Consider the following 12549-nt stretch of genomic DNA (forward strand, 5'->3'; position numbering starts at 1 on the left):
CTTGCCTTATTATTTATCTTCTCTTTGTGAGCCAAAAAGATCAAATGCTTCTTCGATTTGCTCTTCATCAAATTCTCCTGAAGTTTCAGTAAATTGATCAAATTCAACAAATTTAGGTAAATCTTGCAATGATTTTAATTTAAAATAGTCGTAAAATCTATTAGTAATGCCGTATAAAATTGGTTGTCCAACAGTTGGTGAAATTCCTACTTCTTCAATAATTCCTTTCATTAATAAAGAAGCAACAATTGCATCAGATGCAACTCCACGAATTTCACTAATCATCGATCTTGTTACTGGTTGTTTATAAGCAACGATTGCTGCTGTTTCAATTGCGGCATTTGATAATTTATGTCTTCTTGTAATGGTAACTAAATCTGATAAATATTCTTTATATTCTTCTCTAGTAGCAAATTTAAATACATCATTAAATTCAACAACATAAATTCCTCTATCTAATTTATTAAAACTATCTAAAAATCTTTTTAATAAACTTCTTGCTTCATTAACGGTATTTAATTTTAAAACTTGTTGTAATTGTTCTGAAGATATTCCATCTTCTCCTTGCATATACATTAATACTTCTATAATTTTATTTTTCATAGTTTGGTCCTTTTTCGATTTTTATAATTCCAAATTGTTCGTCTTGCGATAAAATGATTTCTTCTTTTCTACTCATATCTAAAAGAGCGATTAATGTTATAACAAAATGCTTAATTGAAGGTACTGAAAATACCATTTCAAATGTTACTTTTCCATATTGAGTAAATAAATTTCTAATCATTTTCATTTGGTCGCCAGGAGTAACATTAACACTATCAATTTTTATTTGTCTTAATTTTTCAGCGTGTAGCCTTTCAAACATCATAGTTAAAACTTGAGTTAATTTAGTTTTAGATGAATTTCCATCCACCGCTGTTCTATCAATGGGTCTAATAAAAGGTTCTAAATTAGATGGTTTTTTAATGTAAATTAATGCTCGTTTTTCTTCTTGTTCTCTTAAAAGCGCAAAAATTGGTTTAAATTGTTGATATTCAGCTAATAATCTTAGTAATTTTGCCTTATCTTCTTCTATTTCCTGATCGATAACTTCATCTTTTTCAGCTAATAACATTCTTGCTTTAATTTGAATTAAAGTTGCTGCCATAACTAAATAATCAGTTGCAATTTCAAAATGTGTATCTTTAATTTTATCAATAATTCTTAAATAATCAGTTGCTAATTCTGCTAAATTAATTTCAAAAATATCAACATTTTTTTCTTTAACTAGAGATAATAATAAATCAAGAGGTCCGCTAAAATTTTCAATATTAATATCAGTGTCATTTTTAAGAGTATCTTGCGATACTTCTGCTTCATTATTCATTTCTAATGCTTCTTTATCTTTTTCATTTACTTCATTAGTGTTCATTATTTATTTCCTTTATTTTTTCTTTTTTCTGGAAGCCCTTTTACATATTTTGAAGAAATAATTTGTTTAACTCTGCTTGCTATCGCTTCGTTTGTTTGTGTTGAAAATTCAGATGCTTTAATGGGGTTATGAACAATAACATCAACAACTAACTTTTTACTTCTAGAAGTATCAAAAATTGCACCACTATTATTAATTGTAATAGGAACAATTGGTAAATAATTTTTCTTAGCAACTCTAAATGCCCCTGCTTTAAAATCTTGCATTTCTCCGTCTTTTGTTCTTGTTCCTTCTGGAAAAATAATTCCATAAGTTTTATTTTCTTTTACAAATCTTCCAAAATCATCAATTGTTTTTACTGATTCTTTTATTTTTGATCTATCAATAAAAAATGTGTCAATTAATTCTAAAATATTTCTTGCTGTTTTTTTGGATTTTAACTCCACTTTTGCTAAAAAAGTTGCAATTCTTCTTGTGTCTTTTGGATTTTCTAATGATGCTTGCAAAGCATTAAAAAGAACGAATGAATCACCATTAGAAACATGATTGGCAACTACCAGAACTCCACCTTTAGTAATTTTTTCTTTCCCAATTACATTTATTTCCACATTAAATAATTTTAATAATTTTGAACTATATTTTAAAATTAAATCATTTCTAAATTGAGCAGTTAATTCTTCTTTACCTTTTCTATATTTTTTTGATAACTTTCTTATTTTGTTTAATCTATAAAGTCAGGGCAAACTAAATAATGCTAGTTTTATTTTTATATTCATATAATGTCTCCTTTACAACAAATGCTACAATACTTTCTCCTTCGCTTGAAGTCGAAATTAAAAAATTTTTAAAAAAATATCTTCTATTTTGCTTTAAGATGCTAATTTTATTAAATTCATAGTAGGAATTATCTGCTTTAAATATCGCTTCTTTTATCGCTCATCTAGTTGCTAAAAATTTATCTTTTTCATCTATTTGATCGTATTCTATCATTTCACTATCTGAAAGTATTTTTTTTGCAAAATCTCGTGATTTATTTTTAAATCTTGAAATATAAGTAATATCAATTCCTATCATATATAAATTATTATAAACTTTTTTTTATTTTTCAAAAGCAAGAGAAAGGGCAAAAATTTAGGAAAATTGCCATAGTTTTTCCTAAATTAGTTTTTTTTCTGCCTAAAAATCGATTTTTTGCACATATATTTATATGACAAATAAAAATCGAGGAATGATATTAGAAGTAATTATCAATAAAACTATTAAGTTTTACAATGATAATAATATAGCTATATTTCAAAAAAAGAATCTAGATATATCTTTTAAAAAAGTTACAGCAAAAAATAACGAATTAGAAAATGCAATTATTTCTAAAAAAAGTACTGTTGATTATTATGGTATTTATAAAGGAATGTTTATATGTTTTGAAGCAAAAAGTACTAATGAAAATTTTTTACCTTGAAGCAATATAAAAGAACATCAAATAAAATATTTGAAAAAAATTAAAGAACATGGAGGCATTTCTTTTTTTATCATTTTATTTAAACATTTAGAAAGGTTTTTTATTTTATCAATTGACAAAATTGATTTAAAATCTAAAAAAGAAGTAATTAATATTTTATTTTTAGAAAAAAATGGTTATGAAATTGAATTAATGTATCCTGGAATAATTGATTTTGTTAATTTATTGCAATATTTATAAAAGAAAAAATATCTCATTTTAAACAGAAAAGTTTTTACTTTATTTTGTTTAAAATGAGATATTTTTATTAAATCAAAAATTATTCTTCTTTTTCTCCAGAAACAATATCTTTAAAGTTTTTAGCTGGTTTAAATTTAGGTGATTTTTTAGAAGGAATAACAAATTTTTCGTTTGTTTCTCAATGTGTTGTTTCTCTTTCTTTTTTAACTATTGAATAAAATGAACCAAATCCTGAAATCCCTACTTCTCCATTTTCAGCAACTTCAGCAATAACAACATCAACAAATGCATTTAAAAATGCATCAGCATCTTTCATATTTAAATTAGTTTTAGCAACTATTTTTTGCAATAATTCTTTCTTTTTCATATCTTCTCCTATATTGTATTTTTTTCATTTTTATTTTTTAATATTAATTTTAAAGGAGTTCCTCTAAAATCAAAATATTCTCTTAGTTGATTTTCTAAATATCTTAAATAAGAAAAATGGGCATATTCTTTATTGTTTACAAAGAGTAAAAATGTTGGAATTTTAGCATCGACTTGTTTAATAAACGAAATTTCAAGTCTTTTTCCCTTTAAAGACGGAGCGGGTTTACTTACTTGAATTTCCACTAAAACTTCATTTAGTAAATTAGCACTAATTTTTCTTTCTAAGTTTTTTTTCACAAGCAAAATTTGCTCTTTTAATTTCTCAAGTCTATTAGAATTAATAGCTGAAATAAATACCACTGGTGCTCAATCTAAGAATTTATAATTTTTTCTCAAATCTTTTTCAAATTTAGCCATTGTATTGGTTTCTTTGTGAATTAGATCTCATTTGTTAACAACTAAAATAATTGGTTTATTTTCTTCAAAAGCATATCCTGCCAAACGCGAATCGAAATGACTTAATTCTTTAGTTGCATCTATAATTATAAGCGATAAATCCGATTCTGCTAAGGAACTCATCGCCCTCATTAATGCATAATGATCAACTGATTCAACTAACTTGGATTTTCTAGTAATTCCGGCGGTGTCAATGATTGTAAAAATTTGATCTTCAATTTGCATTTGCGAAACGATTGAATCTCTAGTGGTTCCAGCAATCGGAGAAACAATCGATCTATTTTCTTTTAATAGTGCATTTAATAGTGATGATTTACCTGCATTGGGTTTTCCAATAATTGATAATTTAAATTTTCCTTCATCACTAGATTGTGAAAAATCTAAGTGATTAATTACTTCATCTAATAAATCACCAATTCCTTCACTATGAATTGCTGAAATTGGATAATATTTTTCAAAACCTAATTTATAAATGGAATAATCAAAATCTTTATTTCCCTCAAGTTTGTTGCAACAAACGACTATTTTTTTGCCGCTTTTTCTAAGCATATTGACAACAAAAAAATCATCTTTATCAATTTCCGCTCTTCCATCAAGAACCAAAATGATAACTTGTGCTTCTTCGATTGCAATTTGTGCTTGAACTCTGATTTGCTCTTGAAATGGTTTATCTTCAATTTCTATTCCGCCAGTATCTATTACCTTAATTTTTTTATCTAACCATTGAATTTCCTCATATAATCTATCTCTAGTAACACCTGGTTGATCATAAACAATTGAAACTCTTTTACCAATTAACTTATTAAAAAGAGTTGATTTACCTACATTAGGTTTCCCGACAATTGCAACTACATTATTATTCATCTTTAACTCTTTCGTCAATTAATGATGAAACTTTTTCAGTAACTTGCTCAAAAGTTAAATCAGTTGAATCAATTAAAACAGAATCTTCAGTTTTATATAAAGGATCGTGTTCGCGATTCATATCTTGAAAGTCCCGTTTTTTAATTTCATTTAATAATTGTTCATAATCAGAACTATAACCTAATTCTTTATTTTGTTTCAATCGTCTTTTAGCACGAATTTCTGGCGATGCTCATAAAAAAATCTTTAGTTCTGCATCTTTTAAAACAACAGATGTTGTATCTCTACCATCCATAATAATTCCTTTATTTTTGGCAGCATATGCTTGTAGAAAATCAACAATTTGTTTTCTTATTATTTTATATTTAGAAACATAACTAGCTCATCAAGAAATTTCATCCATTCTTAATTTATCGGAAACATTTTTATTTTGTAATAAAACATTTCCATTTTCATCTAGTGAAATATATTCAATTTTTCAATTATCCAAAACAAATTGTTCATTAGCAATTAGTTCTAGGTTTTTATTATATTTTTCATAAAAATAGTATGCCACAGCACGATAAAATGATCCAGTATTAATAAATTTTAATCCATATTTTTTGGAGATAAAATTAGAAATCGTCGATTTACCTACTCCTGATGGTCCGTCTATAGCAATGTTAATTTTTTTCATTTTTCTCCTTGTTATTAATAGATATTTTACTAATATTTTCAATTTCTTGATCAAAAATATGTAAACTTAAATCATTTTTTTCTAAAAATGAAAAATCATTAATTAATTCTTGATCAAATTTCTCTATTTCTTTTTCAATTTTATATAACTCAGATAGATTTAAATGTGAAATTAAATCTAAATTTTTATAACTAGGATCAACGGCATTTATCTCTATTTTTTCAATGATTTTTTTATGGTCAAAATTTTGAATATATTTTTCAATAACTTCTAAATATTTTTTTGTATTTACATTGAAATTTAAAAATGATTTATAAAAAAAAGAACCTCCATAAATAGATTCTCTATATTTTTTAAATTTCTTCACTCTTGTTTCTTGATTATTATCCATACTGTAAATTATATATTAATTAATGTCTGTTTTTCTTAAATTTTCACCTTTTATTAAAAAAGATTTTGATAATGTTCCAATTCTTTCTATCAATCTTTTAGATTTATCGCGATCTATTTCATCTGTTTTAGAATCTTTTGCCTCTATTTCTAATAATTTTTTCAATGAAAAATTTGATGAAAAATAAGTTATTTTTTTAAAATTCATTCGATGATCCAATACTAAAAATAAAAATGAATCTCTAAATCAAGAAGAAATTTTTTCTGCACCTAAATCATCTAAAAATAAAACATCTACCTCTTTCATTGCTTTAAGAATTGAATTACTATTAAAATTAGGATCTTTTCAACCGTTTATAATATAACTTTTTAGTTCTGGAACATTTAAAAAAGCTACAGTATTTTTCCTTTTTTTAGCAATATGTACAGCAATTGCCTTTAAAAAAGTACTTTTTCCAATTCCGGCGTCTCCATATAAATATATTCCTTGATTTTTTAATTTGTTAAAATTTATTAAAATTTCTTGAAATCTTGAATTTAAATTCTTATCTTTTTGATCATTTTCTTTTACTAATTTTTGCAAATCTAACTCAGTATCTAAATTTGTTATTTCGGTTAATCAAAATTTTTCTTTATATAAATTTTTCTTTCTTTCTTTTGAAGGAACATAAATCTTTTGCAACTTATTATCAATTTTTTTAATAGTGATTAAATAATCTTGACTTTCATCTAACATTTGAATAAATAAACTAATATTGTTATAAAGTTCCTGAAAACTGATATTTTCAGTTTTTATAACTTCCTTAATTCTCTCATTTTGCACTAGTGCTTCAATAATTTTTTGCTTTTCTTTTTCAATATCTAAATTAAGTTCATTAGAAATTATATTTTCGTATTTACTCATCTTTTTCATCCTGAACAATAATACTTAAAATGTCATCTAATTTCATTGATGCAGTATTATTTAAAGAACTATCATAAGTATATGAAAAATCTTCAAAAAATGGTTGCTCAACATCATTTGAACTTTTGCTTTTGAAAATATCGGTTTGTTTATTTTTAAAATCCAAGGCTTCAGATAACTCTGCTTTTATATAATTTGCTTCAAAAATTTCTTTTTTAATTAAGTCCTTAGCAATTGTTTCAAAATAAGAAATATTTAATTTATCGTTAACTTTAAAGCAAAAATCAATAATTTCATTAATTGCTTTTTGATTAAAATGAGTTAAATATTTATTAATTTTTTTAACTGTTGAAGGTTTTGCAACTCTTTTAGTTAAAAATTCAATGTATTTTTCGGTATTTCGATCATCTTTTTCAGAATTTGTTTTTTTAGTTTCATGTTTAGTTTCTAAATTATTTTCAAAAATAATTTTTGATTTTGACTCTAAATTAATCGGAAATACTTCGTAAAATTTTGCACTAACATCTTCATATTCATCTTTACTAATTGATTTAGGTTGAAATTTAGCGATTAGTTTTTCTAAATTTTCTACACCAATTTTATCTTCAATTTTGGACATTAAAAGTCTATTTTGTAAAATTAAATCAATTTCTAATGGTTTTTTAACTAAAATTAAATATTCATTATAATATTCACTAAAAAAGGTTCTAATTAAACCGACTGCTTCTAAAAATTTTTTCGATTTATTAAATCTCTCTTCTTTAATATTAATTTGAGAAAATAATTCATTTTTAGTTATAGTTGTTTGATAATCAAAATTATTATCTTTAACTTTACTATTTAAATGGGAAAATAAAATAACCGCACTTGTTCCTATTAATGGTAGATAAAAAGAATTGATGATTTCCATATCATAATCAGTAATTCTCTTCTCAACTTCAATTTTAAAATTCTCGTTCATTTTATTTTCCTCCAAATCTTGTAAAAATATTTTAATACACTTAATTTAGAGACTTAAAAAAATTTATAAAAAAATCTTCTTTTTCTATATCTTCCCACAAGATATCCACAACTTTTTTCTTGATTTTTCCGACATTTAATGAGTTATTTAGATTAGAATTTTTTTTCAAAACACCCTTTTTTTCAATATTTTCTTGGCGTTTTTTTTCACTTGTTTTAATATTAAAAATATGGCTAAAAAAACGCTCAAAATTTGCATTTTTTGAAAAAATATTTGGAATTTCTACAAAATCATATCTATTTTCTTCTAAATGTTTTTCCAAAATTGGATAAACAATTTTTTCTAAAATATTTATATTATTTTTATCTTTTAAAATAAAATTTCGCAACTCGTTTTTTATAACTTCTGATTCATTAACATAATTTTGCCCAAGTTCATTTTTAATTGCTCAATAGCATGAGTTATTAAATTTATAGCAATTTGCAAAAAATTCATCTGTATATAAAATTTTATAACCAAAAGATTCAACTTTTTTTAAAAATGTTGTTTTTCCAACTCCGTATTTGCCAATTATTGCGATCATTTTAAATTATTCTTTCTTTAAGTCAATATAAATTTAAATAATTTAAAATTTCTTCTGCTTCTAAAGTGTAAGTTAAATTAAATGCTAAATCATTAAAATTGTATTCAATAGGAGCATTGCTATTTAATTTAACCATTTTTCGACATAAATAGGCATTTTCTTTACCTTCTAGTAATTTTTGTTGGATTTTAGCACTAAAATCATTTAAAGAGTTGTAAATGTTATCTAAATTTTGATGTGAATTAAGCATTTTTTTAGCACCAATAATACCTATTCCCGGCACTCCTTTTAAATTATCTGAAGGATCGCCTGCTATTGCTTTAAAATCGATCATTTGACAAGGCTCAATCCCTTCTAAATCTTTAAAATTATCAACAGTTTTTAATAAAAATTCTTTATTTTTTTTAGTTAAAACTGAAATATGAGGTGAAACTAGTTGTAATAAATCACGATCATCTGAATAAACGATGATTTGATTATTTTCATTTGAATACCTATTTGCCAATGTTGCAATTAAATCATCCGCTTCATACTGAGCAATATTTTGGTGAACAATTTTAAGTGCATCTAAAAGTTTTTTAATTCATTGAAATTGTTCTCATAAATCATCTGGAGCTTGTGCTCTACCTGCCTTATAATCGGGATTTAATTCATGTCTTTTGGTTTTTTCTGGCGAATCAAATGCTAAATACAAATGAGTGGGTTCTACATAATTAATTGCTGCTAATAAAGAACTAAAAAAAGTGTGAATAGCAAAAGTTTGAATTTTATCATCGCTTTTTAATTCTGTTCTAAATGAACCAAAATACGATTTAAATAAAAGTAAATTAGCATCAACTAATAAAATTTTTTTATTCATAAAGCTCCTTTATTAATTTGTTAATGAAAAATTTATTTTCTTTTTTAGTAATTTCAAATTGATATAAACTATTTACTTTAACATTTTCAAATCTTGGTCAGATACTTGAAAATACCAGTACATCAATTGTCATTGAACTGTCTTTTAAACTTAAAATTCCATATTGTCTTTGAAATTTATCAATTTTTACACTTTTTTTAATAACTCTTAAAGGCAAGATGTGACTTGTGTGCTCATGAACATCGACTAATTTTATTTCCTTTTCATACTTATTGGGTTTTTCTTTTGTAAAAACCATTCCTAAATAATAAAGTTCATTTTTTTGAATTTCTAAAATTTCTTGCTCACTTGGGTCTGTAACTAGTGAATTTTTAATATTAAAATCTTGTTTTAGTAATTCTAAAGCATCTTCATTCAATATATTTTGATCATCTTTTTTATCAATTGCTAAATTTAAAAATGTAGCAATTTTTGTTGAATATTCACTTTCTAAAAATTTAGGTGAACCAAATTCTCTAAAAACATTGGCTTCAATTAAAATTTTAATAACCGAATCGGTAATTTTATTTAATTTTGCTCTTAAGCAAAAATCATAAAAATCTTTAAATAATCCTTGCTCTCTTAAATTAATTATTTTTTGTGTCGCTATTGTTCCTAGTCCTTTAATCATTATAAAAGGCAAAATAATTTGATTATTTTCTATAACACAATGATTTAATGATTTATTAATTGACGGAGCTAAAACCTTTATTTTCATTTTTTCTGTTTCTTGTACATATTTTTTAATAGTTTCATGAGCTCCATTGGCATTATTTATTAATGAAGAATAAAAATCAATTGTATATTTAGATTTTAAATAGGCCATTTTATATGATAAAGTTGCATAAGCTACTGCATGTGCTCTATTAAAACCGTATTCGGCAAAATGTTCAATTTGCTCAAAAACTTTTTCAATAACTTCTAATTTATAACCTTTATTTAATGCTCCTGAAAAGAATTTTTCTTTCACTGGTTGAATTGAAGAAAAATCCTTTTTTGAAATTGCCTTTCTTAATATGTCGGCATCAGCAAAACTCATATCTGCCATTTTTTGACAAATTAACATTATTTGTTCTTGATAAACAATTATTCCATAAGTAGATTTAACTATTTCATCATATTCATCAGAAATTTTAGGAACTTGCTCAATTGCTTTTTTTCGTTTTGCATAAGTATCAATATTTTTTAATGGCCCCGGTCTAAATAGAGAAATGATTGCTATAATATCTTCAATTGAAGATACACCTACTTTTTTTAAAGTTTCTCTCATTCCTGGAGATTCAAGTTGGAAAATTCCGTTTGTATTAGCACTTGACAATAAAATATTTGTTTGTAAATCATAAGTAGGAATATTTTCTATTTTAATTTCATTTCCTGTTTTTTCTTTTAATAAACGCAATATATCTTGAATAACTGTTAGATTTTTTAGACCTAATAAATCGATTTTTAATAACCCAAATTTTTCTAAATGTTCCATTGAAAATTGTGTTTCTAAATCCCCATTATCAGTTAATAAAGTTGGTACAAATTTTTCAATTTTTTCATTAGAAATAACTATTCCCGCTGCATGAGTTCCGTGCTGACGGGGAAATCCTTCAATTTTTTTAGCAATTTCATAAGTTTTTTTATAAATATCTAATGAGTCGATTTTAGCTTTAAATTTAGCGATAGAGTTATATGATTGTTCAAGACTTAAATCACTAGGAATAATTTTTAAAATTTCATTAACTTCACTAACACTGATTTTATTAATTCTCGCTACATCTCTAAAAGCCATTTTAGCTCCTAGAGTTTGAAAAGTTGTTATTAATGCAACGTTATCTTTGCCATATTTACTAATTAAATATTGAATTAATTCCTCTCTTCGATTATCTTGAATATCAATATCAATATCTGGCATTGTAACTCTTTTAGGATTTAAAAATCTTTCAAAATATAAATCATATTTTAAAGGATTAATTTCTGTAATATTTAAAACATAAGAAATTAGCGAACCAGAAACCGAACCTCTACCAGGTCCAATTAAAATATTTTGTTTTTTTGCTCACTTAATTAAATCTCAAATAATTAAAAAATAGTCTTCAAATCCTAATTTGGTAATTATTTCAATTTCATATTGAGCCCTTTCTAAACTTTTTTCATATTTTTTTAATTCAAATTTTTTAGCTTCTAAATTTTCTCGCACTATTTTTCTTAAATAATTTTCCGACGATAAATTTTCATCATTTTTAAATTTAGGTAGTGGTGATTTTAATTTGGGAAACTGAATATCAATTTGTTTAACAATATTTTCAATTCTTTCAATAACAATTGGCGAAATTTCATCTTTGCTAAAAAATCCATTATACTGAAAATTATTTGTATAATTTGCGCCTTTTTCATTATTTTGAATTAAAGTTAATAAAATTTCTTTTTCACTTTCATCACCGTTTAACATTCTAATTTCATTTAAATAAATGGAAGAATTATCATTTTCATCATTTGTTGAAATGAAATAATTTTTATAATTTAATTTTTCATTTTTTTGAGCATAATATCCAAAATTGGGATGATCAATAATAAAAAGATTGTCATTATTAAGTTCATCCAAATTAATTTCTAGTTTTGCCATTTTTTTAGATGATAAATTCATTAATTTTAAATAGCCATCATAATTTTTTGCAAGTAAAATAAATCGATATTGATCAACATCAAGATCAATACCGATTATCGGTTTAATATTATAAAATTGACAATTTTCTAAAAATTTCGGTATTGAAAACATCGAATTTCTATCAGTTATTGCTAAATGTTTGAAATTATGTTCATTTGCAAATTTAAATAAATTATCAATTGTTATTGTTGATTCTAAAAAAGAATATTCGCTAATTGTATGTAAATTAATATTTTTTTTCATAGTTCCTTTCAAAAATAAAAAAGGAAAGTTGTCACTTTCCTATGGTCAAATTGTTGATATGGCGCGCCCGGGAGGAGTCGAACCCCCAACCTTTTGGGCCGTAACCAAACACTCTGTCCAATTGAGCTACGGGCGCTTATATGGAGGCACCAACCGGATTCGAACCGGTAATCAGGGTGTTGCAGACCCATGCCTTGGCCGTTTGGCTATGGTGCCATAATAAATTTAATTATAACATTAATAAATGTTTTTTCATAAATTTATTTAAATGATTTAATAATTTTAGCATTTATAACATTAAATCTTTAGAAATAATTATATAAATTATTGGTAGTAAAATTTTGTAGATTTCAAAATGATAAAATTTATTTTTTAACTGTTTAAAAATAAAAGTGTATATAGTTTTAATTTTTTCCACTAAAATAAATATATAATGTAAGGT

14 protein-coding genes and 2 tRNA genes are annotated in these 12549 nt (G+C 24.4%); 1 reads left to right on the forward strand and 15 read right to left on the reverse strand.

The genetic code is table 4. The features are described from left to right. Positions 1-9: 9 nt before the first annotated feature. From scpB to QEG99_RS03160, 4 genes are read right to left on the reverse strand one after another with little or no spacing between them, the layout of a single operon-like run. Positions 10-603, reverse strand: a complete 594-nt coding sequence (gene scpB / locus QEG99_RS03145) for an SMC-Scp complex subunit ScpB (RefSeq protein ID WP_280101739.1) — start codon at positions 601-603, stop codon at positions 10-12. Continuing rightward, positions 593-1366: a segregation/condensation protein A gene (locus tag QEG99_RS03150; protein WP_280102368.1), complete on the reverse strand. Its 774-nt coding sequence runs from the start codon at positions 1364-1366 to the stop codon at positions 593-595. Before QEG99_RS03150 ends, scpB begins: the two co-directional genes overlap by 11 nt. Positions 1367-1410: 44 nt before the next feature. Continuing rightward, on the reverse strand, positions 1411-2187 hold the full coding sequence (locus tag QEG99_RS03155; protein ID WP_280101740.1) for a lysophospholipid acyltransferase family protein: 777 nt from the start codon (positions 2185-2187) through the stop codon (positions 1411-1413). Next, positions 2156-2485, reverse strand: a complete 330-nt coding sequence (locus QEG99_RS03160) for a 4'-phosphopantetheinyl transferase superfamily protein (RefSeq protein WP_280101741.1) — start codon at positions 2483-2485, stop codon at positions 2156-2158. The genes QEG99_RS03155 and QEG99_RS03160 overlap by 32 nt, the downstream gene beginning before the upstream one ends. Positions 2486-2618: 133 nt before the next feature. Between QEG99_RS03160 and recU the strand changes: the two genes are divergently transcribed. Continuing rightward, positions 2619-3110 carry a Holliday junction resolvase RecU gene (recU, locus tag QEG99_RS03165; protein WP_280101742.1) on the forward strand — a complete coding sequence of 164 codons (492 nt, stop codon included), beginning with the start codon at positions 2619-2621 and terminating at the stop codon, positions 3108-3110. A gap of 79 nt (positions 3111-3189) precedes the next feature. Here the strand turns inward: recU and QEG99_RS03170 are convergent, their stop codons facing one another. The 11 genes from QEG99_RS03170 to QEG99_RS03220 all read right to left on the reverse strand — a co-directional run bounded on the left by QEG99_RS03170 (position 3190) and on the right by QEG99_RS03220 (position 12323). Continuing rightward, positions 3190-3477: an HU family DNA-binding protein gene (locus QEG99_RS03170; RefSeq protein WP_280101743.1), complete on the reverse strand. Its 288-nt coding sequence runs from the start codon at positions 3475-3477 to the stop codon at positions 3190-3192. A gap of 8 nt (positions 3478-3485) precedes the next feature. Next, entirely contained in the window at positions 3486-4799 is a 1314-nt protein-coding gene (der, locus tag QEG99_RS03175; RefSeq protein WP_280101744.1) for a ribosome biogenesis GTPase Der, read from the reverse strand. After that, entirely contained in the window at positions 4792-5475 is a 684-nt protein-coding gene (cmk, locus tag QEG99_RS03180; RefSeq protein WP_280101745.1) for a (d)CMP kinase, read from the reverse strand. The genes der and cmk overlap by 8 nt, the downstream gene beginning before the upstream one ends. Beyond that, positions 5462-5866 (reverse strand): hypothetical protein, encoded by a 405-nt coding sequence (locus QEG99_RS03185; protein WP_280101746.1) that lies wholly within the window; start codon positions 5864-5866, stop codon positions 5462-5464. Before QEG99_RS03185 ends, cmk begins: the two co-directional genes overlap by 14 nt. Positions 5867-5881: 15 nt before the next feature. Beyond that, positions 5882-6769, reverse strand: a complete 888-nt coding sequence (locus tag QEG99_RS03190; RefSeq protein ID WP_280101747.1) for a DnaA ATPase domain-containing protein — start codon at positions 6767-6769, stop codon at positions 5882-5884. Further along, entirely contained in the window at positions 6762-7730 is a 969-nt protein-coding gene (locus QEG99_RS03195) for a DnaD domain protein (RefSeq protein ID WP_280101748.1), read from the reverse strand. The genes QEG99_RS03190 and QEG99_RS03195 overlap by 8 nt, the downstream gene beginning before the upstream one ends. 40 nt (positions 7731-7770) lie before the next feature. Continuing rightward, positions 7771-8313, reverse strand: coding sequence for a dephospho-CoA kinase (locus QEG99_RS03200; protein ID WP_280101749.1), 543 nt, complete (start codon positions 8311-8313; stop codon positions 7771-7773). Position 8314: 1 nt separating this feature from the next. After that, complete coding sequence (locus tag QEG99_RS03205) at positions 8315-9172, reverse strand: 5'-3' exonuclease (protein WP_280101750.1); 858 nt, start codon at positions 9170-9172, stop codon at positions 8315-8317. Continuing rightward, positions 9165-12107: a DNA polymerase III subunit alpha gene (gene dnaE / locus QEG99_RS03210; protein ID WP_280101751.1), complete on the reverse strand. Its 2943-nt coding sequence runs from the start codon at positions 12105-12107 to the stop codon at positions 9165-9167. The genes QEG99_RS03205 and dnaE overlap by 8 nt, the downstream gene beginning before the upstream one ends. A 59-nt stretch (positions 12108-12166) precedes the next feature. Further along, positions 12167-12243: transfer RNA gene (locus QEG99_RS03215), tRNA-Arg, on the reverse strand. A 5-nt stretch (positions 12244-12248) separates the two neighbouring features. Next, positions 12249-12323: transfer RNA gene (locus tag QEG99_RS03220), tRNA-Cys, on the reverse strand. Positions 12324-12549: the final 226 nt, after the last annotated feature.

This window comes from Mesomycoplasma lagogenitalium (assembly GCF_029854295.1).
Classification (GTDB): Bacteria; Bacillota_I; Bacilli_A; order Mycoplasmatales; family Metamycoplasmataceae; genus Mesomycoplasma_A; species Mesomycoplasma_A lagogenitalium.